This is a genomic window from Bacillus sp. 103mf, from assembly GCF_900116295.1.
In the GTDB taxonomy this organism is placed as follows: Bacteria; Bacillota; Bacilli; order Bacillales; family Bacillaceae_G; genus Bacillus_A; species Bacillus_A bruguierae.
This window is the reverse complement of the sequence record NZ_FPAF01000002.1, coordinates 171397-195812: the sequence shown is the minus strand read 5'-3', so window position 1 is coordinate 195812 and position 24416 is coordinate 171397. Positions and strand designations below refer to the sequence as shown.

Below are 24416 nucleotides of genomic sequence, written 5' to 3'. Positions count from 1 at the left end.
TAGCGGAAATCGCGTTTTTTTTATAGTAGGAGGAACTGTAGTTTGAAAAAGAAATTACATATGTATGAGATTGTATGCACCGTACTTTTGCTTTGTGCATTTAGTATTATTGCATGGAAAGTACGTTCTGGCGGAGTAACGATAGTTGATGAGTATGTGAAAGGAAGGGTAACAGGACTTCAAACAGAATCATCACTTACGTTTTTTCGTTATGTTACAAAGCTTGGTTCTGGAATTGGGATTGTAATTGTGTTAGCGGTAAGTCTGTTCTTTTTTTTGAAGAAACGTTATTATGTAGCAATGGTAATATATCCTCTTTCTATTCTTAGTACACATCTTATTAATAAAGGCATTAAATCTATTGTGAAAAGAGATCGGCCGACTATTAATGAGGCGCTAGAGGCGCTCGGATATAGCTTTCCAAGCGGACATGCGATGTTATCGATTGTTACGTATGGATTTCTTGCCTATATCATCGCAGCAAACGTAAAAAGTGTAGCAGTAAAATGTTTTGTAACGATAGTAGCCATTGTATTTATTGTCTTAATTGGATTAAGCAGGATTATTTTATCTGTGCATTATCCAACTGATGTTTTAGCAGGTTATTGTATGAGCGGTATATTACTTATTATCGCTATTTATTTACACCGTTTCTATTCAGCGCGTTTTCAAGCGAATGAAGAGCGTTAAGAAAAGCGATCCTTTTTTCATAAACGAGAGAGTGGATATGATACACTAAGAGAAAGAATATGAGAAGAGGAGTAGGTGAGACTCTGTGAAAACAACTGTACATAAAGTAGATATGTGGGGAAAAATTGGCGCTTTGTTATATCGATTTCGATATACAACAATTGCGCTATTAATATTGCTAGCTGCGCTACTTGGGATATTTGCACCGAAGCTTCCTGGTGTATTAGGCGGAGATGGATTTCAAACACAAGGTGATTATCAAACGACAAAAAAGATACTCGATAAAGATTTTAAACAGTCACAAGATGCATTGTTACTCGTCTTTCAAAAAGAGAAAGGTGTATCTCAGCAAAAATTTATCGAGAGAATTGATGAGGTTGTAAAAAAAATTCAAAGAGAAGAAGCTTATGAATCTTTTCATGAGCCGATAGAAAATAAAACAATGTTGAAGGAAGATATTGCTTATGCAACAATTTTATTTTCCGGGAAAACAAGCAAAGAGCGGAAGGAAAAAACATTAGCATTTGCAAAAGATATTCAAAAAGAAAGTAACGGGGAGGTAAAAGTATCTCCAACTGGATATCCAGTTATTAATGATGAAATCAATACAAGAACACAAAATGACTTGAAAGTAGCAGAAATGATTGGGCTGCCAATTGCGTTTTTGGTGTTATTACTTTCTTTTGGCAGCTTCTTTGCATCAGTTTTGCCTATTTTAAACGGGGCACTAAGTGTTATTAGTACGATGGGAATTTTATATTTTGTCGGAGAACAAAAGGAACTTTCTATTTTTGTACTGAACGTGGCGCCGATGATTGGGCTTGCTTTATCCATTGATTTTGCTCTTTTATTTGTGAATCGTTTCCGAGAAGAGCTGGCATATCGTTCTGTTAAAGAAGCGATTATGGTTACTTATCAAACGGCGGGACGCGCTATTATTTTTTCAGGTTTATGTGTATTTGTTGGTTTGTCCGGTTTGTTCTTTTTCCAAATTGATTATATTCAAGCTGTCGCCATTAGTGGGATGATTGTTGTAATCATGAGTATTTTATTTTCATTAACGATGCTTCCGGCGCTGTTAGCTTTAATGGGGAAACGTATATTAGGAAAGAACCAAAATGTTCAGCGTACAGCACCAATGTGGCGTAAATTTGCACAGTTTGTAATGAAATATCCAATTGTAATGACGATTGCAGTATTTACATTTATTATTATTTGTTTATTGCCGCTTCGCGGTGCAGATTTACAGTTCCCTGGTGTAGAAGCATTACCTGAGAAAAGTGAGGCACGCACTGCCTATGAACACTATGAAGATGCATTTAATAAAACGGTAAAAACCCATGCAGATGTGACGCTTGTTATTGAAACGAAAGGAAATGTCACAGAAAAAGAAAATTTACAAGCATTGCAAAAGGTTGTGCAGAAACTAAAGGATGATAAAGATGTATATGAAGTGAAAAGTTTATATGAACAACTTGGAAATATGACTGCAGAACAGTTAACAGCAACGTTGCAATCACCAAATCGTGCACAAATAGAACCGGCATTAGAGGCGTATGTGAAAGGGAATAAGACAACGATTGGAATTGTTTTAGATACAAAACCAAGAACAGAAAAAGCAAAGCAATGGGTCCGAGAGTTTAAAACAAACTATAAAACGGAAGGTATAACATATTATCTAGGTGGAATGACAACCTTCCAGCAAGAATTAGAAGATGAAATTAAAGATAAAGTTGTTGTGGGTATGTCTGTTATTTTTGCGTCAACGTTTCTGATTTTATTACTAGCGTTTCGTTCGCTCCTGATTCCAATTAAAGCAATTGTGATGAATGTGCTTAGTTTAAGTGCAACGATTGGAATTGTCATTTGGCTTTTTGAAGGTGGGCATTTTGGATTAGAACAAAGTTCGGTATTATTTGTGTTGCCAATTTTTATTTTTGGGTTAGTATTTGGATTAAGTATGGACTATGAAGTATTTCTTATTTCACGTATTCATGAATTATACGGAGAGACGAGAGATAACGATTATGCAACGTTAGAAGGATTAGTGTCAACAAGCAGGATTATTACGTCAGCTGCGTTAATTATGATCGTTGTTACAGGTGCATTTGCTTTTACCGATATTTTGCCTGTGAAGCAGATGGGGCTTGGTGTTGCGCTAGCTATATTCCTTGATGCAACCATTATTCGATTAATCCTTGTGCCAAGTTTAATGAAAATGTTTGGCGAGTGGAACTGGTGGCTTCCATTTACCAAAAGGAAACAGAAAAAAATGCATGAATAAGTATCTCTCATCTTATAGGTGAGGGATACTTGTATGAATAGCTTTCCCCCATTTTAGCGAATAGTATGAGATAAGGAGATTACATATAAGAGTGGGGGAAGGCAATGTTTCGTTATTTTAAATTTAAATTGAATGATAATGTACAATTTGCAGAAAATGATGGGCATATGTATCGCATTGTCGGCTATCGGTTAGAAAAAGGTTTTTATTCAAAGGAGACACATATTATTTATGAATTGCTGCGCGAGTTTGATGGATATACACTCGATGCAGAAGAAAGTGAACTTGTGAAAGTCATTCAAGTAGACGAGGAATATTATAAAATTCGTGATATGGGAGAATACCGTTATCCTGTTAAACTAAAAACATCGCTGAAAAAAAATAATCATAAAACGATAGACCAATTATTAGATGCTTACAATGACTACAAGCGGTTAGCTGAATTTTTTCAAGATTTATCATATGAAAGAAAAGCTGAAGAAATGTTGCAGGAAATGAAAAGGCTTCGTGCATAAAGCGATAATTGGAGACAGTTCGATTGCGAACTGTCTCTAATTATGCATGAGAAGCGATTTTCCGTTACAATAAGAAAATGAATAGAAATAAGGTGATGATATGAAAGTAAAGAAAATGGGAGAATGGTGTGAAATTACGGTTCCTTCAGAATGGGATGGACGAACAATAGATTCTATTTTGAAAGAAGAATGGCAAGTTCCGAAAAAATTATTACATAAATATCGTATGGAAAAAAGTATTCTTGTTAATGGAGAAGAAAAACGGTGGAGTGAACAACTGCAAAAAGAAGATAAATTGCAAGTTCATATGTTTATACAAGAAGAGTACGATGTAGAACCAGAGTTTTATGATATAGAAGTTATCTATGAAGACGATCATGTATTAATTGCTAATAAACCAATTCAAGTAGACACACATCCTGCAAATAAAGGCGGGACAGGCACATTAGCAAACTATGTAGCATTTCATTTGCAAATGCAAGGAATTGAAACAAAGATGCGTCATATTCACCGATTAGATAAGGACACAACAGGTGGAGTCGTCTTTGCAAAGCACGCTTTAGCCGGTGTGATTATGGATCGATTATTAACGGAACGCAAAATTAAGAGGACATATATGGCACTTGTTGAAGGGAAAGTACAAAAGAAGCGAGGTACAATAGATGCTCCAATTGGACGAGATCGCCATCATGCATCAAGGCGTCGAGTTTCTCCAAAAGGTGACCGTGCCATAACACATTACGAGGTTATGCAATATTCGAAAGAGAGTAACATAACACTTGTGAAAGTTCAATTAGAAACGGGAAAAACGCATCAAATACGCGTTCATATGAGTTATCTCGGTCATCCGCTGATTGGCGATGTATTATATGGCGGTAAGACAAGGATGCTTTCTCGTCAAGCATTGCATGCTGCTCATATTACAATGTTACATCCAATAACAAAACACCAAATTGAAGCAGATATCCCTCTTCCTCATGATTTTTCTCGTATTTTACATTCTTGTATGAATAAAAAATAAATAGAGCCCCCTAAGAAGGCTCTATTTATTTTGTTATTTGCGGACTCTTTCAACTCCAAATGTAATAGAAAGTAAAGAAATTAGTTTAGGAGAGTCCGATTGGTTTAACTATATAAATCGCTGTTATGCCAAGCAAAACATGACATGCACTCGCTTTTTCCCTTTGTTTTAAAACCCTGCGTGTGGCAGAAAAAGGTCCTGCCCGCTTCTATACACGGCCAGATGCTCTTGCCCGTCTTATGTCGGTTTTTTAATTAAAATAATCAATGGGGAGAACCGCTCTGAAAAATCTCCTCAAACTTACTCAAAACTTACCCATGAGTAAGTTTTTTTGTACATAGGAGTGAATTCTTTTCCCTGTCTCATACCAAAATCATGTACGGGTATAGACAGCAGTTTCTTTTAGAATAATCCAAAAGAAGAAAGTAAACGTACAAAAGTACGTTGCCTAAGCGAGGCAAATTAAAAGTTTGTGATGACACATTTTTGTCCAACAGGTACATATCCTGCACGAGTAAATGTGCTTAATTTCGAGAAATATGTTTCTTGTAAGAAAAACCGTTCTTTTTTTGCGATGTTCACAGAAGCATTGTTATCACGCATTAAGGTTGTCTTACAGGGCACACAAGTAAACACACGCACTGATGGTACTTTCTTTTCTTTGTGGCCGCATACGCAACATGTTTTCGTCGTATCTCGTTCGTCAACAAGGAAAAAGTGTTTGTTTTTCTTTTCTGCTACCCATTTTAGGATTTTACGAAACGAACCGATGACTTCTTGATTCAACATACTACGTTTCATGTGATCCAAAGGAGCAGTATCATTAGATGGTACATAATCTCCCATAATGACAACATCATATTGTTTATATAATTCATTCGCAATCGTATACATTGTAGTCTTCATTTGTTCTCGGCGACAATGATACGCTTTATTTAACGCTTTGTTGATTTTATTCCATCTTGGACTATATACGGTGTATGGATTCCCATGTTTCGTCGTTCGTTTTCGATAATTTTTTTTACACTTATCTCGAAGGGATTTCAACTCATCGATTTTTCGATCCCAATATTTAACAAGTGGTATTTTTCTCCATTCAATGGAATTACCTTTGTTATCCACACCTACAAAGAAATTTTTATGGTTAGGGTCTAAAGAAATCCATGACTCTTTGGGTACATTCATTTCTTGAACAGGTTTCACTGGTTTTTGTGGTAAAGCTTTTTTTTCTTCTTGTGATTTTGCCTGTTTTTTTAAGTAATTGTATTGTTTGATTTCTTTTTTGTATTGTTTCAATTCCTCTTTAAACTGTAAGTCGGTTTCATTTCCTCTTTCGATGGTGAGGATGACATAAAAACGACCGCCTTGTTGTTTACATAAACGACAAGTTCGAATCGTTTCATATTCTTGTAATGAAAATGGTTCTTTTAATGTACCAAATACGCCAGGGTTATGTTTTCCCTTGATTTTAGGCATGTCAGAAATTTTCCCTAACATAATCAGAAGCTTATTCTCTCTAATTTCCCATCCCTTGTTTGGTTCGTCAAAAAATAAACTGTACCATTTTTTCTTCCAACTACGGTAATTGGGATATTGATTTTGTCCTGTAAATAAACGTGTAAACGCATCTTTTAAACGAGCGGACACTTCTTTTACAGGAGAAGAAAACACAGTTTGTAAAAATGGATATTTTTCTTTCATGACTCTCGTTACATAATTTCGCAAATTACGGTCATATAAAAATTGATTTTCATTATTGTTGTTTTCGTAATCCTTTTTACATGTTGTTAACAATTGATTGTATAACCAATTTAAAATACGACTTTGACCGTCTAAAATCAGTTCATCTTCTTTTGAAAACACCACTTCCATTTTTTTATTATAAGTAAGCAGTGCCATTTTGTTTTTCCTCCTTTCTGTTTATTTTTCTTTAAGAAGAGATTCATTTATTTCTTTTGCTTTTTTAGAACGACTTCCATACAATTTTGCACTGAAAACTGTAATAACAGAAAGTATGTCTTCTACTAATTCTTCTTCATAAGTTGTATCTCCTGTGTGATTGATGATTTCAATTTTTACATCATATATAGTACAAATTTGTTGGGGCATTTCAAATCAAAAATGAATCATTCTATCTTTGTTATTTATAACAATTCGTTCGATTTCACTTCCACAAATAAAAACCTATTCAAATAGAATAGGTTTGAGTAACTTTAGATAATTTTATTTAAACTGTTATTTTACCCCATTGATTAAAGTCTTACTTTGAAATAAATTCTTGTGTCCAGTAGTTTCCGTTTTCTACGTAACCAACACCGATATGTGTGTATCCGCTATTTAAAATATTTGCACGGTGACCTGCACTATTCATCCAAGCTTGTACAACTTCTTCAGGAGTACGTTGTCCTTGTGCAATATTTTCACCAGCAGATTTATATGAAATGCCAAACTGTTTCATCATATCAAACGGAGAACCGTATGTTGGGCTAGTGTGATCGAAGTAATGATTTTTTTGCATATCTTCTGATTTAACACGTGCCACTTTGCTTAACGGGGCGTCTACTTTTAATGCTGGTAAACCTTGTTTTGTACGTTCAGCATTTGTTAAATCAACAACTTTTTGTTCAAATGCGCTTAATGAACCCTTTGATTCTTCGGCAGGCTTATCAGCTGGCTTAGTTGGTTGGTTGTTATCAACAGGCTTATCAGCTGGCTTAGTCGCTTGGTTGTTATCAGCAGGTTTATCAGCAGGTTTATCAGCTGGCTTAGTTGGTTGGTTGTTATCAACAGGCTTATCAGCTGGCTTAGTTGGTTGATTGTTATTATCAACCGGTTTCTCTTCGGGCTTAGCTGCTGAGTTGTTATCAGCCGGTTTTTCTTCTGGTTTCGTTGTTTCATTGTTATTAACTGGGTTTGTAATTACAATATTTCCCCAAGGAGTTGTAATTGTTGTGTAAGTCGGTTGCCCAGGAATTACACAGTTGCCTGGTTGGAAAGCACCGGCATTCCATTTTGCATATGAATTTAAAAGAGATGTTAAGAAAGATTGAAAGTCTTGTTGATTCATATATTGCATAAATAATGGAGAATGTGAAATATTTTGAACTTTAGGTGTTGATGGTTGGATTGTTTCTGCTTTCGCACCATTTGTTCCTAGGCCAAATGTAAGAGCAGTTGCTGCCGCTACAGATAGTAAAACACGTTTTTTCATTGTTAAATTGTCCCCCTACTTATGTATAAAGTTATGAAACTGTTATTACATAGAATTTATTTTTGTCGGCCTGATTGACTGACACGTTCATCGTAGCATAGATTTTTGTCGAAAAAAAGTTGGAAAAAAATTCATAGGCTACGAGATTTCCTTTTTTATCCTAACTGCTCAAAGGGAACAAAATAACGAAATATTAGATGTCATAAGGGGTAGTTAATATTTAAATAGAGAAAGAATAGCAATAATAATTGGCTATATTTTCTATCTTGAAAGAAGGGGAATGGGATAACACTAACGTTTATAGGAGAAAGTAGAGGAATATTATGGATTGTTTTTAACACAATTGTAATCTTTTTGTCGTTCTTTTTTATTATACAGTAACATATTTTTAATGTTGTAGACTATAAAAAAGACGGGCGTATCTTTAATAGAGAAAGGTACGCCCGTTTTTTATATTAAGAGGAACTTCATTAAGGAAGGAACTATTCTTTTTTGTTGTGCCGTTTCATGTGATACATGTATAATCTGCCCCCGTAAAATAACTTCACGTTCAATACAAAGTTTCATATACAGAAATCCTCTACTTTTAACATCTACTATATTATATAAATACATTTTGATTTTTCCACATAGAAATCATTGTTATGCCAAACAAACCCTGACCTGCTCTCGCATTCTATCTTTGTTTTAATCCATGCACGTGGCAGAAAAAGGATCTGACCGCTACTATATAAAACCACTTTAATTTTTCGACATATAGATTGCTGCTATGCAGAGAAAAAGGAAACTGTACTCGCTTGCTATCTCTGGTTTTCACTGCGCATGTGGCAGAAAAAGGCCCTGACCGCTTCTACGCATGACCAGATGCTCTCATCCACCTAAAAAATGGTTTTATGTCGGTTTTTTAATTTCCGTTTTTCAATTTACATTTATATATTATATAGTAAGAACTATGATTTCACACTTTCCTCACAATTATTTGCTATTTTACAAGTATAACGAAACTGTCCATAATGGAGGTAATCTTTTGAAAAGGTGGCTTATTTCACTTTGTATCGTACTATTACTTACAGGATGCAAGGGAGGGGCGTATCAATCGATTGATACGAAAACATCTCTTCTTATAACGACAAATATAAAAGAAGGAAGTATTAGTTTTATTGATACTGATACGAAAAAAACAATTACAACGTGGCATTTAAATGAGACTATTACGGGAACAACGTTGTTACCAGATAGGAATCGCTTACTTGTATATGGAAAACAGCTTGAGTATATATATGTATATTCTTTGAAAGATGGAAAGCAGCTTGAAAAATGGAATACAGGAAAAGGCATAGCAAATATCTTATTATCTGAAAATGGGAAAGAGCTGTTCGTTGCGGATCAAAACCAGCAAAAAATTCGTGTGTTTACAACCAATGGAAAAGAAACAGAGAGCATTTCGGTTGGAAAGGGTCCGCTGACGATAGTCCAACATAATGATATGTTATATGTTCTTAATTTTTATGATACGAAATTGTCTAGTATTGATGTGAAACAAAAGAAGGTTGTGAATTCTTTTATGATTCCACCAGCCTCAACAGGTGCTTTTCTTAGCCGAGATGGAAAGGACATATTTATTGGCGGGCATGGTGACGGTAAACAAGTAAATGAAAAAGTGCTCATGTATTCTGTACAAGATGGACAAATGCTACAATCGTTACATGCACCATTTATGCCGGTCAGTCTGTCTACAGATCAACAATTTATTTATGTACTTAGTCATGGGTCTAACACGCTGAGAAAATTTGATGGAAAAACGTATAAAGAAGTAGGAGCGCTTGAGGTAGGATCGAATCCATTTGCATTTTGGCAAATTGGTAATGAAGGGTATGTTGCGAGCTATGATAGTGATGAAGTGTATGTTTTAGATTTAAGTGAAATGAAAATAAAGCAGACGATTTCAGTTGGTAAAGGGCCATTTCAATTTACGCAAAGAGTAGGGGAGAAGAAATGAGTAAGTATAAAGTATTACTTGTTGATGATGAAAGTGATATGAGGCAACTTGTCGGTATGTATTTGGACAACTTTGGTTATGAGTGGAAAGAAGCTGAAAATGGAAAAGAGGCGCTCCATATACTTGAAATAGAAAACTTTGATTTTGTTATTTTGGATATCATGATGCCAGAAATGGATGGGATTACGGTTTGTAAAGAAATTCGAAAAACATCCGATATTCCGATTATCTTTTTGACAGCAAAAGGAGAGGAATGGAATCGCGTAAATGGATTGCGTACAGGGGCAGATGATTATATTGTTAAACCATTTAGTCCAGGAGAATTGATTGCACGTATGGAAGCAGTATTAAGGAGATACACGAAATATGAAGAACAAGAGGAAATAGCATTTGGACCAGTTGTTATTAATGAGAAAAGTCGCCGCGTTGAAATAGATGGTGAAGGTATTTCATTAACTGTGAAAGAATTTGATTTACTTTATTTTCTTTGTCAACATAACGGCCAAGTATTTAGCCGGGAGCAGTTGCTTGAAAAAGTTTGGGGATATGATTACGCCGGTAGCACTCGAACAGTTGATACGCATGTGAAAACAATGCGCTTAAAGTTTGGAGAACATGGGAATTGTATTCAAACTGTTTGGGGCGTAGGCTATAAATTTGAGGTGTAAGATGTTTACGATGGTACAAAAGTTATGGCTTACAATTGCGTGCGCAGTTTGTATAACAGTTTCATTTTTATATTTTGTTTCATTATATTCGTATGAAAAATTATATGTCCAAAATATTGAAGAGACATTAAAGGCAGAGGGAAATCGTCTTGTTGCGCAATATAGAGCAGACGAACCTATAGATGTATTTGAGGAAAGGGTAAAATCATTCGATAAAATTGCTAGTGCCGATGTATTGTTTGTGAATAATCCACGTGATTTAAGTGCATGTCTTCCATTTGATGTTCATTACAATTCAATTATTAGTGAGGATGACCGGCAAGCACTGTTAGAAGGAAAGACGATTACAAAGATGGGATATGAAGAACATTTTCAGCGTAACATTATGGGAGTCGTTATTCCTGTATTAGACAATAAAAAATTGGTCGGTATTGTATATTCTTATATTCCTTTAAAGAGCATTAAAGATTTAATTTATGAAATGGGACTCATTTTAGCTCCTCTTTCTCTTGTAATGATTGTGTTAACTGTATGGATTGGACGAAAGATTGTTATTGCAATTACAAAGCCACTTTCACAAATGGAGCGAGTTGCGAATCATATGGCAAAAGGAGATTTTTCACAGCGAATTACAATTTCATCAGAAGATGAAATTGGTCGGCTTGGTAAAGCATTTAATAAGATGGCAAGTGCACTTGAAGAAGAGGATGTGCAGCGAAAAGAATTTTTAGCAAATGTGTCACATGAACTGCGAACCCCTCTTAGTTATATTAAAGGATATAGTGAAGCAATTATTGACGGTGTAGCAAAAGGCGAGCAGCAGTTAAAGTTTACCGGGCTTGTTCATAAAGAAGCAGGACGTATGCAACGTCTTGTTCATGATTTATTAGATTTAGCGCAGCTTGAAGGAGAACGTTTTCCTCTTAAGAAGCAACCTATTGTATTTGCACAGTTAATTGAAGATGTACTAGAGACATACGAATTACAATTGACAGAAAAACAAATTAAATTGCATACAATTCTTGATCCAGATGTAATTGTCAATATTGATGAAGATAGAATGCAACAAGTACTTCATAACATAATAGATAATGCGATTCGCTACACAGGTGAGAATGGGATTATACATGTCCAATTAGAGCAGCAAGCAGAGCAATGTAAATTGCAAATTAAAGATACTGGGATTGGTATTGGCACCGAACATCTCGAAAAGTTAGGCGAACGCTTTTACCGAGTGGATAAAGCGAGAAGCCGTCACAATGGTGGGACGGGACTAGGACTTGCGATCGTAAAACAAATTGTGCACATTCACGATGGAACATGGCAAATTAAAAGTGAAGAAGGAAAAGGAACGACAATTTTGATTCATTTACCAGTTATCTCTTCATAATGAATAAATAGGGAAAAATATCAGGATAACTTTTTTTGTCTATTTTATGAACAAAATGTTTGTACTTCTGTACGTTTAGTTCTAAAATAGATATGGATGCTATTTTCTGTATAAAGTGAAACTTGTAGTAGTTATCTCTTGGCTATCTTTTTTCACTTCTCAGAATTTTGAGGTGAGAGTTTTACTACCCGTTAGTGCGGGATAAATTGTTGTCATAGTTGTTTGGATGATACTGGGGTGATACAACTGGAATACAAATCTATTAAGCCAAAAAAAATTTACGAAGAAGTATCGGAAGCCATTTTAGCAATGATTAAAAATGGTACATTAAAGCCTGGTGACAAACTTCTTCCTGTTCATCAATTGGCAGAGCAGTTTCAAGTTGGCAGATCTGCTGTGCGCGAAGCGTTAAGCGCATTGCGAGCAATGGGCTTAATTGAGATGAAACAAGGTGAAGGTACGTATGTGAAGAACTTTAATGCCTCTTCATTAACATCGTCATTAAATACCACTTTGCTAATGAAACAAGAAGATATTGTGAATTTATTGGAAGTGCGAAAAGTGCTTGAAGTAGGAGCAGTTGGTGCAGCAGCATTAAAACGCACTGAAGAAAACTTACACAATATGCAGCATTGGTTAGATGAGATGCAAAAGGGGATGGGAGATGAACAAGCTGGTGAAAAAGCAGATTTTCATTTCCATATGGCAATTGCAGAAGCTTCGCATAACAATATTTTGTTAGAATTAATGAACCACGTCTCTGAAATGATTGCTGAAACAATCGGTGAAACAAGACGAATTATTTTATATGGTGAACAAACAACAGCAGAACGACTTCTAGAAGAGCATCGGAAAATTTATGAAGCAGTGCTAGAGAATGATGTTGCAGCAGCGCAACAAGCGATGCAAAATCACCTAACGAATGTAGAGTGTATGGTCACAGGCATTGAAGAAACAAATTCGTAAGTTTATGCTTTTAAAATTTTATTTTTTGATAAAGTAGAGAAAGTATAAGTAAGCGTTTTCTAAAGAAAGAATGAATATGAGCAGTTGGTGTCTCACTTCTTTCTTTTTTAATAAGTCATCTGATGACCATATGAATATTGGCTGAGTTGAAATGAGGGGGAGCTATAATATGAAAGTTACATTGTTTGTTACATGCTTAGTCGATATGTTTGAAACAAATGTCGGCAAAGCGACGGTTGAAATTTTAGAGCGATTAGGTTGTGAAATTGAATTTCCGGAAGCGCAAGTTTGTTGTGGGCAGCCGGCTTACAATAGTGGCCATGTAGAAGCGGCAAAAGAAGCAATGAAGCATATGATTAGCACATTTGAAAATGCTGAGTATATCGTTACACCTTCCGGTTCTTGTGCGACAATGTTTCACGAGTATCCACATGTATTTAAAGATGATCCAGAATGGGGACCGCGTGCACAAAAAGTAGCTGAAAAAACATATGAATTGACACAATTTATTGTTGATGTGTTAAAAGTTACTGACGTTGGTGCTCGTTTGGATGGCGTAGCAACGGTCCATAAATCTTGTCACATGACACGTTTACTAGGAGTAAAAGAAGCTCCAGGTATTTTATTATCAAATGTGAAGGGCTTAGAAGTAAGAGAGCTGCCAAATGTACAAAATTGTTGCGGTTTTGGAGGAACGTTCTCGGTAAAAATGACGCCAATTTCTGAACAGATGGTAGATGAAAAAGTTGATAGTGTCATAGAAACAGGTGCTGATTATTTAATTGGAGCAGATTGTGGGTGTTTGTTAAACATTGGCGGGCGTATCGAGCGTTTAGGGAAAAATGTGAAAGTAATGCATATTGCTGAAGTGTTGAATAGCCGCTGATGAAGGGGGAAGTAAGCTATGTCTATGAAAACAAGTGATAAAAAATTTAATGATCGTGTTGGTGAAAATCTTCAAGATTCGTTTATGCGCGGGGCAGTATCATCTGCGCAAACGCGTCTGTACACAAAACGTTTAGAAGCAGCTGAGGAGCTAGGTAACTGGGAGGAGTGGCGTGATCTTGGTGAACAAATTCGTCAGCATACGCTAGAAAATTTAGATTATTATTTAATGCAGCTGAGCGAAAATGTATCAAAACGAGGCGGGCATGTTTTCTTTGCGAAAACGAAGGAAGAGGCAGCTGAGTATATTAAGCAAGTAGCTGAAAAGAAACAAGCGAAAAAAGTTGTGAAATCAAAATCGATGGTAACAGAAGAGATTGGTATGAACCATGTACTTCAAGAAATCGGTTGTGAAGTCGTTGAGAGTGACTTAGGGGAGTATATTTTGCAAATAGACAATGATCCGCCATCTCATATTGTTGCGCCAGCACTTCATAAAAATAGAACGCAAATTCAAGGTGTGTTTAAAGAAAAGTTAGGATATGAAAACTCCGATGATCCATATGAGATGACGAAGTTTGTTCGTAAAATTCTTCGTGAAAAATTTATGGATGCAGAAATTGGAGTAACAGGATGTAACTTTGCAGTTGCTAACACAGGTTCTCTTTGTTTAGTAACAAATGAAGGGAATGCAGACCTTGTTATGTCTATTCCGAAAACACAAATTGCGGTAATGGGTATGGAACGTATGGTTCCAACGATGGAAGAACTTGATGTTCTTGTCGGTTTACTTTGTCGTAGTGCTGTTGGTCAAAAACTAACAAGTTATGTAACCGTAGCAGGACCAATTCAAGAAGATGAAATAGATGGACCAGAAGAATTCCATTTAGTTGTTGTAGATAATGGCCGTTCTGAAATTTTAGGTTCTGAGTTCCGTCAAGTATTGCAATGTATTCGTTGTGCGGCATGTATCAATGTATGTCCAGTGTATCGTCATGTTGGCGGTCACTCTTACGGATCCATTTATCCTGGACCAATTGGTGCGGTATTAACGCCACTTTTAGGTGGCTATGATGATTATAAAGAACTTCCATATGCATCTAGTTTATGCGGAGCATGTACAGAAGCTTGTCCAGTAAAAATTCCATTGCATGACTTGTTATTAAAACATCGTCAAGTAATTGTGGAAAAAGAAGGACGTGTACCGCTTGCAGAAAAACTTGCGATGAAGATGTTTAGTATGGGCGCTTCTTCTGCGGCTTTATACAAAATGGGATCGAAAATGGCGCCGGTTGCAATGAGCCCATTCACATCTGGTAATCGTGTTTCTAAAGGTGTGGGACCGCTGAAAAATTGGACGGAAATTCGTGAATTCCCAGCGCCAAGCAAAGAAAGATTCCGCGATTGGTATAAAGAGCATAAGAAAGGCGGGAATAACTAATGGCAGGAACGATTCAAAACCGCGATGCGTTTTTAGAAAATATCGCAAAACAGCTTGGACGTGAACGCAAAACAGAAGGGATACAGCGTCCGTTATGGAAAAACAATGTGAATGTAGAAACGTTACATGATTACTCGCAAGAAGAATTATTAGAAGTATTTAAGAAACAATGTAACAACATTCATACAACTGTTATTGAAACAAATCGAGATGGATTAAGTGCTGCAATTAAGAAAGTTGTCACTGAAAACGGCGGCGGACCAATTATGTTATCTCAAGATGATCGTTTTGAAGAGTATGGACTAGGGCAATTGTTTGAAGCGGAACTTCCAGGTGAAAACGTAGAAGTAAATACTTGGGATCCAGTAAAGAAAGAAGAAAACATGAAGCTGGCGGAACAAGCAAATATCGGAATTTCGTTTAGTGATTATACATTAGCGGAATCAGGTACAATTGTCGTGCAAAGCCATAAAGGAAGAGGCCGTTCATTACACTTTTTACCGACTATTTATGTAGCCATTATTCCACGTGAAACAATCGTGCCGCGTATTACACAAGCAGTACGTGAGTTGAATACACGTGTAGAAAATGGAGAAGCCGTGGCTTCTTGTATTAATTTTATTACAGGGCCAAGTAACTCTGCTGACATTGAAATGAACCTTGTCGTTGGTGTACATGGACCATTAAAAGCATTTTATTTTGTTGTATAGATGGAAAAACAGGCCTAATAAGGGCCTGTTTTTTTATGGAGAAAGATGAATTTTTGAAAATACAATATGTTATCTTTTCTTGTTATACTAGGCGCGAAAGGAGAGGATGAAATGCTATTTTATGTATATGCTTTTTTCACTGGTTTGATATTAGGGTCTTTTTATCACGTTGTTGCTTATCGGATTCCGCTCGGTTACTCCATTATAAAACCGCGTTCCCATTGCTCTCATTGTTCCCATGTATTACAACTAAAAGAGTTGATTCCTATTTTATCATTTTGTATTCAAAAAGGCCGGTGCACGCACTGTAATATAAAAATCTCATATTTTCATCCTTTATTTGAAGGCATTGCAGGGCTAATGTTTCTTCTTGCAGCAGTTTTTGTTGGTTTCAATGAGCAACTTATTATCGTGTGGACATTGTTATCACTTCTTTTGATTGTTTCCATTACAGATCTTCTTTATATGATAATTCCAAATCAAATTTTATTCTTTTTTGCAGGACTATTTCTAATAGAACGTTTTTTTATACAGCCATCGCTATGGTGGGACGGACTGTTAGGGGCAATGGTTATGTTTATGTTCTTATATGTCATTCAAGTTATTTATCCAAAAGGAATCGGAGGAGGGGATGTAAAATTATTGACTTTACTTGGTTTTGTAGTTGGAACAAAAGCGATACTGTTGTCACTTTGTTTCTCATCATTATTTGGTCTTTGTTTTCTTATTATTTTTATTGTTCTTAGACGTATGACATATAAAGAACCACTTCCCTTTGCGCCTTTTATTGCACTTGGTACAATATGTACATATAGTATGTAGAGGAGGGATGGGATGAATGTATATATGGATGATCAAAGACCGTGCCCAGCTGGCTTTACACTAGCAACGACAGTCGAACAAGCGCTGGAGCTTATTCGAAATAATAAGATACATACGTTATCACTCGATTATAATATGGGATTTCGTCAGAGAAATGGGCTGTATTTCGTAGATGTATTTTGTAAGGAACGATTATATGTGGAAGAAATTCATTTTCATACGAATGATACGATCGGACAACGTTATATGTTAAATCGGATACAAAAAGGAAAAGAGTCTGGAGAAATTTCTTCATCTATTATTATTAAATGTGTTGGAAGTTACTAAAAAGCATGCATTCCAATAAATTTGGAATGCATGCTTTCGACGTGCAGGGGATGAATCCTTCATACTTATTAAAGTTTCGCTTTATCCCGCTATTAACGGGCAGTAAAACTCACTAACCTCTTGTGAGGAAAAGCATCTCACAAGAGGAAGTTTCACTTTATTTTACATGTGCTGGCAATGGAATAATTTCTTCAGTTTGTTCAGAATCGATTTCTGATTTTGTTTCACCTTTTGTTTTAGTCAAATAATGATAAACCATACCAACAAATACGGATCCGCCAACTATGTTACCGATTGTAGCTGGAATTAAGTTATGAATCGCACCCGCAAAAGAAACTGTATCAGGATGTGGAACAAGTAAAGCAATTGAAAATATGGATAGATTTGCGATGCTATGTTCATATCCTGACATGAAGAAAGTAAATACAGTTAAAAATATCATAAGTATTTTAGCTGTATCTCCCTTTACTTGAGATGGAAGGAAACATGCAAGGCAAACGAGCCAGTTACATAAAATAGCTTTGAAAAATATGTGCATTGTTGATGCGCCCATCTTTGTTGTGGCAACTTCATTTAATAAGTGATTGTGACTTATTGTTTCAAAAATACCAGTTGCATAAAAGAGGAATGCGAAAAATACTGCTCCTACTAAGTTTCCTACATAACAAGCACCCCAGTTGCGAAGTGTATCGATAACAGTTGTTTCTTTACGTAAAGTTGCAACTGTGAAATACATTGTATTTCCTGTAAATAATTCAGCTCCACCAAATATAATTAAAATAAGTGCAATTCCAAAAAAGATAGAGAATGCAAAATATGTTGCGGGTGAATGTGCATCATGAAAGAAATTTCCTAATTTAGAACATAGTACAATAACAAAACCCATATAGATACCAGCTAGCGCTGCCCGAAGGAAATATTGCATTGGATTGTTATCTAATATTTTTTTCTTTTTCTTTGCGAGCTGTACTAGGTAATCTACTCCTTGTTCTAGCATAAAACATTACGCTCCTTCAATAAATCGATTATAAATACTCTTTATATGAATAAGGTACACGTATTTGTTGTTACTTTCAATAAGTTTGTTCAATATTTCACAAAAAGGACACCATTTTCATTGAAAGCGCTAACAATATGTTATATAATATAATACATTTTCAATAATTGAGAAACCCCACCTATTTTTGAAGAAAAAAGAAAAAGCGCTGAAATTACAGCGCTCTTTCGTTATATTGTTTCGAATCTTGTTGTGCGTTTGGCTTTGTTTCTTTTGATAAGAACCAACCACCTGCACCAATTGACAGCAATACAACCCAGAATATCAATTTCCAAGTAGTTGATTCTGGGAATTCATGTGGAATTACGCCTAATGCAGGGTGAGCTAACGTATAAACCGCTAATTTCACACCAACCCAGCCGACAATCATGAATGCAGCAGTTTCTAATCCAGGTTTACGTTGCAGTAAGTTTACGAAAGCGGATGCGGCAAAGCGCATAATAATTAATCCAATCATACCGCCTGCGAAAATAACAGCAAACTGTCCGATATCAAGTTCGCCAATTGTACCAAGGTTTGTCTTCGGTAATGTCATTGCTAATGCAACAGCTGCTAAAATAGAGTCAACAGCAAATGCGATATCAGCAAATTCTACTTTCAATACAGTCCACCAAAAGTTTTCTTGTTTTTTCTTTGTTTCTTTTTTCTCTGTTTCTTGGTGAGTTGTATTCTTTTTTACATACGTTTTTACAAGGTGGTTACCAGCGATAAACAGTAAATAAACGGCACCGAGCGCTTGTACTTGCCATACATCGACAAGATATGAAATCAGAAACAATGATCCAAAACGGAATACAAATGCTCCTGCAAGTCCGTAGAATAAAGCTTTCTTACGTTTTTCCTCTGGTAAGTGTTTTACCATGATCGCAAGGACAAGTGCATTATCTGCTGCTAAAATTCCTTCCAAAGCGACTAAAATAAGTAATACCCAACCATACTCCAATAATAAAGATAGTTCCATTTACATTCTCCTCTCGTTTGTATAAGCGCTAAACAAAAAGAAGAAAATTCCCCATTGTTTAGCTTCCCCAAAATAAGCTCTATCAACGGCGGAGGAATTTAGAAATGAATGCAAAAAAGACCTCTGCCGTTAATAGGCAAAGGTCTTGCTAGACATATGTAATAAAAATATGCCAACAAAGCCGGAGGAACATAGTTCCACGTAATGACGACTTTGTTTCAGAGAATATTTTCTCTGACGCTACTCCCCTTTGGAAATATGCTATTACGTAAAGTATATAAGTAATACTAAAGTTTGTCAACCTGTTAAAAGGTTTCTGCGTGAATATTTTGTTTTTTTACACTTTCTATGAGGAGAGAGAAATGTTCATGAGTAGTGTGCTTGTTCTGCTTAAAATTAGAATAGTAAAGAGGCAGAGAATATCTGCCTCAAATCCATTGTTTATTTTATTTATTATCCACGTAATTGTTGCTGTGCAAGGGAAACGAGACGTTTTGTTACTTCACCGCCGACAGATCCGTTTGAACGAGCAGCTGTATTAGATCCTAAATTCACGCCAAATTCTTGTGCAATTTCATACTTAAACTGCTCTAATGCTTGTTCAGCACCAGGAACAAGTAGTTTATTTGTTTTTGCCATAGTATAATACCCCTTTTTTCATTTTCAGCTTATAACAGCTGATGATATTATTGTATGTGTTTGATTTTCACTCATACGCGGAAGTAATCGGGCAGACTAACAGTTCTTGGATGAAATGAAAAAGAGTAGCAGCGCTACTCTTTTTTCATAACAGTTGCTGTACCTTCTACAACAACTTTATTGTATTGATTATATATGTTTGTTTGTAATGTAATAATTCTTTTATCATCACGTTTTTCAATGACTTCAGCGACAACACGCAGTGTATCTCCGATTTTTACAGGGGCACGGAATGCGATATTTTGTGATAAATAAATGGTGTTTTTTCCAGGAAGCTTTGTTCCAAGTATTGTTGAAATAAAGCTAGAGACGAGCATACCATGAGCAATACGTTCTTTAAACATCGTTGTTTTGGCAAAAGAATCAAGTAGATGAATTGGATTTACATCGCCCGTAAGTTTTGCAAACGTAACAATATCTTCGTTTGAAATCGTTTTTGTTAAAGAAGCTTGATCCCCTATGTGAATGTCATCATAATAAAGCTCATGAACCGATTCTGCTTCTCGAAAAGGATTCATTGCTTCCTCCTTCTTTTCCATGTTGAAAAATGTGAGCCATATTGATGCAAATGGAGAAAGAAAGGAAAGAGTATCTTTTGCAGTCAGTTGCCACATCTTTCTTACTTCATGGAAGTAAATAGATTTTTTGAGTTTTCCTCGAACTTTTTTACGAGGTCTAGTTGCATGGATTTGAATTCTTCTAAAAAACTTTCCATTTGTTTTTGAACCTCTTCACGTTGTTGTTGTTGCTGGCTAATTAGTTGTTTCACTGCTTCTTCGAATTGTTCGCTTGTTTGTGAAAGTAAAGATAGAGATGTTTTTGTTGGAGATACAGTGATTTGCTGCATATGATTGGAAAGTTCATTCCATTTTTCTTGCCATCCATCCATTTGTTCATTGAAGGAATTTCCAGTAAATTGCTTTACGTATTCAGTATATTGTTCATTTGCTTGTGCTGAAAATTGCTGGATTTCTTTTTCGATTACTTTCGTACTTTCTGTTAATTTATGCCAAGCTTCCTGTTGATGTTTCAATGTTTCTAATGTAAGTTGTTCCATTTGTTTTCCAGCTGAAGAGAAAAAGGATAGAGAGTGTGACCAATTTTTCCAGAATACATCAACAAGTTCGTGTGGTTTCGTTTCCATGACTTGACCTCCAAATAAAATTTTTACATATTGTGAACGCAGATTAATCTGCTGTATCACCAGAAGATGATGAAGATTTTTCATCCTTTACTGAAACCGTGGAAAATGGGAAGAATGCATTTGTGTATAGGTTAAAAAATGTACGAAGCATCTTTTGATATTGCTCAAATGAAGTAGCGCAAGAAGATAAATATTCCTCTCCATATTCCGTTAAAGAATAAATTCGTTTTGCTGGACCTCCTTCACTTGTATCCCAAGTGGAAGATATGAGGTTTTCTTTTTCTAACTTTCGCAAAGTCCTATATACATTACCTTGATCAATAGAAGAAAAGCCAATATCCATTAGCATTTGAATGAGTTTGTAACCGTGAAGACTCCAGTCTTTAAGACAGAGAAGTAGAAATGGAACTAAGAAGTTTTTTGGCATGGAGTTTGGTTGTTTCGTTTGGGGCGTTTCCAAACTTTCTTTTTTTTCTGGTTCATTTTGTAGCATGATTGTGCATCACCTCATGAATCAGTTAGTTGGGAATTTTTTCTTATATGTGCAATTTACACCTATCTGTATTTTTTGTCAATGAATTTTTCGAAAATAGAAAAAATAAATACACCCTTGAACTTTTAGTCAGAATATTGGAAAATAATGAATAGATTGAATTATTTCAATTGTTTTTCTAGTTTTAATAACTAAATGAAGGAGTGTAGGAGAAGTGATTGAACAAAAACTCGATCCACTACAAGCTTGGAAGGAAGTTTACGAACAGACAGAAAAGTTTTGGGGAAAAACGCTTGGTGAAACAATCAAGACAGAAGAGTATTCTGCATGGATGGGAAGCGTTTTAGATTTGAACTTGTTTTATCAAAAGATGATGAACGATGCAACGAAGGGATATTTAGAGAAAGTGAATATCCCAACGCAAGAAGATATTGCACGAGTTGCCACTCTTGTTATTAATTTAGAAAACAAAGTTGACAATATTGAAGAGTTTTTGGAGGAAAATACAGAATCTCTTGGACAATCACCTACAATAAAACGTGATGTAACAAAAGTGAAACAAGATATTCGGACGTTAGAAAATAAATTGGATAAAATTTTAGAGCTATTAGAAGGGCAAAATGGAATATTAGAAAAACTACAAGTGCCAGCAGTACAAGCGAAACCAGATAATAAAAAATAATTTCGTTAAATATATATTCGTTCCGAAAGCGGAAGGGAGAACCTCTTTCTAGGGCGATATATTATTTATAAATGTATACATGCATTGTGCGGTGTACATCTAGGCGAAATCCATCCATCATGTAGCCGCGAATTATAACAAAGGGGGAGCAAAAATGGCTCAATTACATGGAAAAGTAGCAATTGTAACTGGTGGAGCAAAGGGGATTGGAAAAGCAATTACAGTGGCACTAGCGGCAGAAGGTGCAAAAGTAGTGATTAACTACAATAGCAGTAAAGATGCTGCTGAAAACCTTGTGAATGAGCTCGCAAAAGAAGGACATGATGTGTATGCTTGTCAAGCAGATGTTTCTAAGTTAGAAGATGCAAAGCGCCTTGTAGAAGAAACAGTACAGCATTTTGGGAAAATAGACATTTTAGTTAATAATGCTGGAATCACAAGAGATCGTACATTTAAAAAGCTAAATCGTGAAGATTGGGATCGTGTTATCGATGTGAATTTAAGTAGCGTATTTAATACAACAAGTGCTGCACTTCCATACATAACGGAAGCGGAAGAAGGGCGAATTATTAGTATCTCTTCTATTATTGGACAAGCTGGTGGATTTGGACAGACGAATTATTCAGCTGCAAAAGCTGGTATGATTGGATTTACAAAATCTTTAGCATTGGAACTTGCAAGAACAAATGTAACAGTAAATGCGATTTGCCCAGGCTTTATTGATACAGAGATGGTAGCAGAAGTTCCGGAAAACGTTCGTGAACAAATTGTAGCTAAAATTCCGAAGAAACGTTTTGGACAAGCTGATGAAATTGCAAAAGGTGTTATATACCTTTGCCGAGATGGTGCGTACATTACAGGTCAGCAATTAAATATTAATGGCGGTTTATATATGTAATCTAACAACAAAGAAGTGCATGTCTATGATAGGTATGCACTTCTTTCTTTCTAAAAAAAATAAAAATAAAGGAGTTGCGAACATGACAATGCTCAGAGCAGAATGGGAAAAACAATTAGAGTTGTATCCAGAGGAATATCGAAAAGCATATCACCGCTTTAGACGAGCAAGTGAAGTGTTACTTCGTGAACCAGAGCCGCAAGTGGGCTTAACGCCAAAAGAGGTTATTTGGACGAAAAATAAGACGAAATTATATCGTTACATTCCAAAGAAAGAAAAGACACATTCTGTTCCTATTTTGTTAATTTATGCTCTTATTAATAAGCCTTATATTATGGATTTAACACCAGGGAATAGTTTAGTGGAATATTTAGTGGACCGTGGTTTTGATGTGTATATGCTAGATTGGGGAACGTTTGGTTTAGAAGATAGTCATTTGAAATTTGATGATTTTGTTCTCGATTACATTGCAAAAGCTGTGAAAAAGGTATTGCGTACAGCAAATGCGGAAGAAATTTCTTTGCTTGGTTATTGCATGGGAGGAACATTAACTTCTATTTACGCTGCACTGCACCCGCATATGCCAATTCGTAATTTAATTTTTATGACGAGTCCATTTGATTTCTCTGATACAGGGTTATATGGACCGCTATTAGATGAAAAATATTTTAACTTAGATAAAGCAGTGGATACATTTGGAAATATACCTCCAGAAATGATTGACTTTGGAAATAAAATGTTAAAGCCGATTTCGAATTTTGTCGGTCCGTATGTAGCGCTTCTTGATCGTTCAGAAAATGAACAGTTTGTAGAAAGTTGGAGATTAGTTCAAAAATGGGTTGCAGATGGGATCCCTTTTCCAGGAGAAGCATACCGTCAATGGATTCGGGAATTTTATCAAAAAAATAAACTAGTTAAAGGTGAACTTATGATTCGCGGCAGGCAGGTGAAGTTGGAAAATATTAAGGCAAATGTATTAAATATTTCTGCGAAACGTGATCATATTGCCCTTCCATGCCAAGTGGAAGCTTTATTAGATCATATTTCTAGCGTTGATAAGCAGTATGTATGTATTCCAACGGGGCATATGTCAATTGTGTATGGAGGAACAGCGGTAAAACAAACATATCCAACAGTCGGCAATTGGCTTGAAGAACGTTCCAACTAGGGATTGATAGTGAGAGAAAAGGAAGTTATCCAGTTAGTGAAAACTAGCTGGATTTTTTTATCCCGCTAGTTTTGGGCAGTAATACTCCCACCTCAAAATTCAGCGAAAGCATTGTCCAGCTCCAGTGGCTAGAATGTTCGGTAGCTTCGCTTCTTCCTACGAGGTAAAAAACCCCCTCTACGTCAGAAGCTCCATCCCCCTCACATTCTGAACGAGTCACTTCCGCTTTTCTTAAGAAGTTAGGTGGGGGATAAACTGCTGGCATGCGCCCGATTGGTGAGGGTTGATAATCAGTGGGAGCTTGCAACTGTTACAGAGTATGTTGGGCATGTCAGCGTAGTCACTGCTTAAACATTAAAGTCTATACCTTGTTATGAAATGTTGG

25 protein-coding genes are annotated in these 24416 nt (G+C 35.9%); 16 read left to right on the top strand and 9 right to left on the bottom strand.

What is annotated here, in order from left to right:
- Nucleotides 1–42 precede the first annotated feature (42 nt).
- From BM350_RS07570 to BM350_RS07555, 4 genes are all read left to right on the top strand, one after another.
- Entirely contained in the window at nucleotides 43–690 is a 648-nt protein-coding gene (locus BM350_RS07570) for a phosphatase PAP2 family protein (RefSeq protein ID WP_090915225.1), read from the top strand.
- Nucleotides 691–775: 85 nt separating this feature from the next.
- Complete coding sequence (locus BM350_RS07565; RefSeq protein ID WP_090915227.1) at nucleotides 776–2974, top strand: MMPL family transporter; 2199 nt, start codon at nucleotides 776–778, stop codon at nucleotides 2972–2974.
- A 104-nt stretch (nucleotides 2975–3078) separates the two neighbouring features.
- Nucleotides 3079–3489, top strand: a complete 411-nt coding sequence (locus BM350_RS07560; RefSeq protein ID WP_090915229.1) for a histidinol dehydrogenase — start codon at nucleotides 3079–3081, stop codon at nucleotides 3487–3489.
- A gap of 100 nt (nucleotides 3490–3589) precedes the next feature.
- Nucleotides 3590–4510: an RluA family pseudouridine synthase gene (locus BM350_RS07555; protein ID WP_090915231.1), complete on the top strand. Its 921-nt coding sequence runs from the start codon at nucleotides 3590–3592 to the stop codon at nucleotides 4508–4510.
- Between the two features lie 462 nt (nucleotides 4511–4972).
- On the opposite strand, the gene BM350_RS07550 is transcribed toward BM350_RS07555, so the two are convergent.
- From BM350_RS07550 to BM350_RS07540, 3 genes are all read right to left on the bottom strand, one after another.
- Nucleotides 4973–6409 carry an RNA-guided endonuclease InsQ/TnpB family protein gene (locus BM350_RS07550; RefSeq protein ID WP_090915233.1) on the bottom strand — a complete coding sequence of 479 codons (1437 nt, stop codon included), beginning with the start codon at nucleotides 6407–6409 and terminating at the stop codon, nucleotides 4973–4975.
- Nucleotides 6410–6430: 21 nt separating this feature from the next.
- Nucleotides 6431–6619, bottom strand: coding sequence for a recombinase family protein (locus tag BM350_RS07545; protein ID WP_090915235.1), 189 nt, complete (start codon nucleotides 6617–6619; stop codon nucleotides 6431–6433).
- Between the two features lie 151 nt (nucleotides 6620–6770).
- A complete protein-coding gene (locus BM350_RS07540) occupies nucleotides 6771–7721 on the bottom strand; it encodes a CAP domain-containing protein (protein ID WP_090915237.1) in 951 nt (316 codons plus the stop codon).
- A 1027-nt stretch (nucleotides 7722–8748) separates the two neighbouring features.
- Here BM350_RS07540 and BM350_RS07535 point away from each other — a divergent pair.
- The 9 genes from BM350_RS07535 to BM350_RS07495 all read left to right on the top strand — a co-directional run bounded on the left by BM350_RS07535 (nucleotide 8749) and on the right by BM350_RS07495 (nucleotide 16929).
- Nucleotides 8749–9720: a YncE family protein gene (locus BM350_RS07535; protein WP_090915239.1), complete on the top strand. Its 972-nt coding sequence runs from the start codon at nucleotides 8749–8751 to the stop codon at nucleotides 9718–9720.
- Nucleotides 9717–10388 carry a response regulator transcription factor gene (locus tag BM350_RS07530; RefSeq protein ID WP_090915240.1) on the top strand — a complete coding sequence of 224 codons (672 nt, stop codon included), beginning with the start codon at nucleotides 9717–9719 and terminating at the stop codon, nucleotides 10386–10388. Before BM350_RS07535 ends, BM350_RS07530 begins: the two co-directional genes overlap by 4 nt.
- 1 nt (nucleotide 10389) lies before the next feature.
- A complete protein-coding gene (locus BM350_RS07525; protein WP_090915242.1) occupies nucleotides 10390–11778 on the top strand; it encodes a sensor histidine kinase in 1389 nt (462 codons plus the stop codon).
- A 276-nt stretch (nucleotides 11779–12054) separates the two neighbouring features.
- Nucleotides 12055–12744 carry a FadR/GntR family transcriptional regulator gene (locus BM350_RS07520; protein WP_280141368.1) on the top strand — a complete coding sequence of 230 codons (690 nt, stop codon included), beginning with the start codon at nucleotides 12055–12057 and terminating at the stop codon, nucleotides 12742–12744.
- 169 nt (nucleotides 12745–12913) lie between these two features.
- Nucleotides 12914–13630 (top strand): (Fe-S)-binding protein, encoded by a 717-nt coding sequence (locus BM350_RS07515; protein ID WP_090915244.1) that lies wholly within the window; start codon nucleotides 12914–12916, stop codon nucleotides 13628–13630.
- 18 nt (nucleotides 13631–13648) lie between these two features.
- Complete coding sequence (locus BM350_RS07510; RefSeq protein WP_090915246.1) at nucleotides 13649–15070, top strand: LutB/LldF family L-lactate oxidation iron-sulfur protein; 1422 nt, start codon at nucleotides 13649–13651, stop codon at nucleotides 15068–15070.
- Nucleotides 15070–15780, top strand: coding sequence for a LutC/YkgG family protein (locus tag BM350_RS07505; RefSeq protein WP_090915248.1), 711 nt, complete (start codon nucleotides 15070–15072; stop codon nucleotides 15778–15780). The genes BM350_RS07510 and BM350_RS07505 overlap by 1 nt, the downstream gene beginning before the upstream one ends.
- A 111-nt stretch (nucleotides 15781–15891) precedes the next feature.
- Nucleotides 15892–16602, top strand: a complete 711-nt coding sequence (locus BM350_RS07500; RefSeq protein ID WP_090915587.1) for a prepilin peptidase — start codon at nucleotides 15892–15894, stop codon at nucleotides 16600–16602.
- A 12-nt stretch (nucleotides 16603–16614) separates the two neighbouring features.
- Entirely contained in the window at nucleotides 16615–16929 is a 315-nt protein-coding gene (locus BM350_RS07495) for a cyclic-phosphate processing receiver domain-containing protein (RefSeq protein ID WP_090915250.1), read from the top strand.
- 157 nt (nucleotides 16930–17086) lie between these two features.
- Here BM350_RS07495 and BM350_RS07490 read toward each other — a convergent pair whose 3' ends face one another.
- The 6 genes from BM350_RS07490 to phaQ all read right to left on the bottom strand — a co-directional run bounded on the left by BM350_RS07490 (nucleotide 17087) and on the right by phaQ (nucleotide 21283).
- Nucleotides 17087–17926 (bottom strand): formate/nitrite transporter family protein, encoded by an 840-nt coding sequence (locus BM350_RS07490; protein ID WP_090915252.1) that lies wholly within the window; start codon nucleotides 17924–17926, stop codon nucleotides 17087–17089.
- A 214-nt stretch (nucleotides 17927–18140) separates the two neighbouring features.
- Nucleotides 18141–18947, bottom strand: a complete 807-nt coding sequence (locus BM350_RS07485) for a TerC family protein (RefSeq protein ID WP_090915254.1) — start codon at nucleotides 18945–18947, stop codon at nucleotides 18141–18143.
- 453 nt (nucleotides 18948–19400) lie between these two features.
- On the bottom strand, nucleotides 19401–19586 hold the full coding sequence (locus BM350_RS07480) for an alpha/beta-type small acid-soluble spore protein (protein WP_090915256.1): 186 nt from the start codon (nucleotides 19584–19586) through the stop codon (nucleotides 19401–19403).
- Nucleotides 19587–19720: 134 nt separating this feature from the next.
- Entirely contained in the window at nucleotides 19721–20164 is a 444-nt protein-coding gene (locus BM350_RS07475; protein ID WP_090915258.1) for a MaoC family dehydratase, read from the bottom strand.
- A gap of 101 nt (nucleotides 20165–20265) precedes the next feature.
- Nucleotides 20266–20790, bottom strand: coding sequence for a polyhydroxyalkanoic acid inclusion protein PhaP (phaP, locus tag BM350_RS07470; protein WP_090915260.1), 525 nt, complete (start codon nucleotides 20788–20790; stop codon nucleotides 20266–20268).
- Between the two features lie 43 nt (nucleotides 20791–20833).
- Nucleotides 20834–21283 carry a poly-beta-hydroxybutyrate-responsive repressor gene (gene phaQ, locus BM350_RS07465; RefSeq protein WP_090915262.1) on the bottom strand — a complete coding sequence of 150 codons (450 nt, stop codon included), beginning with the start codon at nucleotides 21281–21283 and terminating at the stop codon, nucleotides 20834–20836.
- A gap of 214 nt (nucleotides 21284–21497) precedes the next feature.
- Here phaQ and phaR point away from each other — a divergent pair, with 214 nt between their 5' ends.
- The 3 genes from phaR (at nucleotide 21498) to phaC (ending at nucleotide 24031) form a co-directional block, all read left to right on the top strand.
- The gene (gene phaR, locus BM350_RS07460) at nucleotides 21498–21965 is read left to right on the top strand and encodes a polyhydroxyalkanoic acid synthase subunit PhaR (RefSeq protein WP_090915264.1); all 468 of its coding nucleotides are present in this window, start codon (nucleotides 21498–21500) and stop codon (nucleotides 21963–21965) included.
- Nucleotides 21966–22119: 154 nt separating this feature from the next.
- A complete protein-coding gene (phbB, locus tag BM350_RS07455; RefSeq protein ID WP_090915266.1) occupies nucleotides 22120–22863 on the top strand; it encodes an acetoacetyl-CoA reductase in 744 nt (247 codons plus the stop codon).
- An 82-nt stretch (nucleotides 22864–22945) separates the two neighbouring features.
- Nucleotides 22946–24031 (top strand): class III poly(R)-hydroxyalkanoic acid synthase subunit PhaC, encoded by a 1086-nt coding sequence (gene phaC, locus BM350_RS07450; protein WP_090915268.1) that lies wholly within the window; start codon nucleotides 22946–22948, stop codon nucleotides 24029–24031.
- Nucleotides 24032–24416 lie beyond the last annotated feature (385 nt).

Bases quoted from the DNA above. Each gene is read 5' to 3' on its own strand.
- BM350_RS07560 (WP_090915229.1), top strand. From the start codon at position 3,079: ATGTTTCGTTATTTTAAATTTAAATTGAATGATAATGTACAATTTGCA.
- BM350_RS07555 (WP_090915231.1), top strand. From the start codon at position 3,590: ATGAAAGTAAAGAAAATGGGAGAATGGTGTGAAATTACGGTTCCTTCA.
- BM350_RS07550 (WP_090915233.1), bottom strand. From the start codon at position 6,409: ATGGCACTGCTTACTTATAATAAAAAAATGGAAGTGGTGTTTTCAAAA.
- BM350_RS07545 (WP_090915235.1), bottom strand. From the start codon at position 6,619: ATGCCCCAACAAATTTGTACTATATATGATGTAAAAATTGAAATCATC.
- BM350_RS07540 (WP_090915237.1), bottom strand. From the start codon at position 7,721: ATGAAAAAACGTGTTTTACTATCTGTAGCGGCAGCAACTGCTCTTACA.
- BM350_RS07530 (WP_090915240.1), top strand. From the start codon at position 9,717: ATGAGTAAGTATAAAGTATTACTTGTTGATGATGAAAGTGATATGAGG.
- BM350_RS07525 (WP_090915242.1), top strand. From the start codon at position 10,390: ATGTTTACGATGGTACAAAAGTTATGGCTTACAATTGCGTGCGCAGTT.
- BM350_RS07515 (WP_090915244.1), top strand. From the start codon at position 12,914: ATGAAAGTTACATTGTTTGTTACATGCTTAGTCGATATGTTTGAAACA.
- BM350_RS07510 (WP_090915246.1), top strand. From the start codon at position 13,649: ATGTCTATGAAAACAAGTGATAAAAAATTTAATGATCGTGTTGGTGAA.
- BM350_RS07505 (WP_090915248.1), top strand. From the start codon at position 15,070: ATGGCAGGAACGATTCAAAACCGCGATGCGTTTTTAGAAAATATCGCA.
- BM350_RS07500 (WP_090915587.1), top strand. From the start codon at position 15,892: ATGCTATTTTATGTATATGCTTTTTTCACTGGTTTGATATTAGGGTCT.
- BM350_RS07495 (WP_090915250.1), top strand. From the start codon at position 16,615: ATGAATGTATATATGGATGATCAAAGACCGTGCCCAGCTGGCTTTACA.
- BM350_RS07490 (WP_090915252.1), bottom strand. From the start codon at position 17,926: ATGCTAGAACAAGGAGTAGATTACCTAGTACAGCTCGCAAAGAAAAAG.
- BM350_RS07485 (WP_090915254.1), bottom strand. From the start codon at position 18,947: ATGGAACTATCTTTATTATTGGAGTATGGTTGGGTATTACTTATTTTA.
- BM350_RS07480 (WP_090915256.1), bottom strand. From the start codon at position 19,586: ATGGCAAAAACAAATAAACTACTTGTTCCTGGTGCTGAACAAGCATTA.
- BM350_RS07475 (WP_090915258.1), bottom strand. From the start codon at position 20,164: ATGAATCCTTTTCGAGAAGCAGAATCGGTTCATGAGCTTTATTATGAT.
- phaP (WP_090915260.1), bottom strand. From the start codon at position 20,790: ATGGAAACGAAACCACACGAACTTGTTGATGTATTCTGGAAAAATTGG.
- phaQ (WP_090915262.1), bottom strand. From the start codon at position 21,283: ATGCTACAAAATGAACCAGAAAAAAAAGAAAGTTTGGAAACGCCCCAA.
- phbB (WP_090915266.1), top strand. From the start codon at position 22,120: ATGGCTCAATTACATGGAAAAGTAGCAATTGTAACTGGTGGAGCAAAG.
- phaC (WP_090915268.1), top strand. From the start codon at position 22,946: ATGACAATGCTCAGAGCAGAATGGGAAAAACAATTAGAGTTGTATCCA.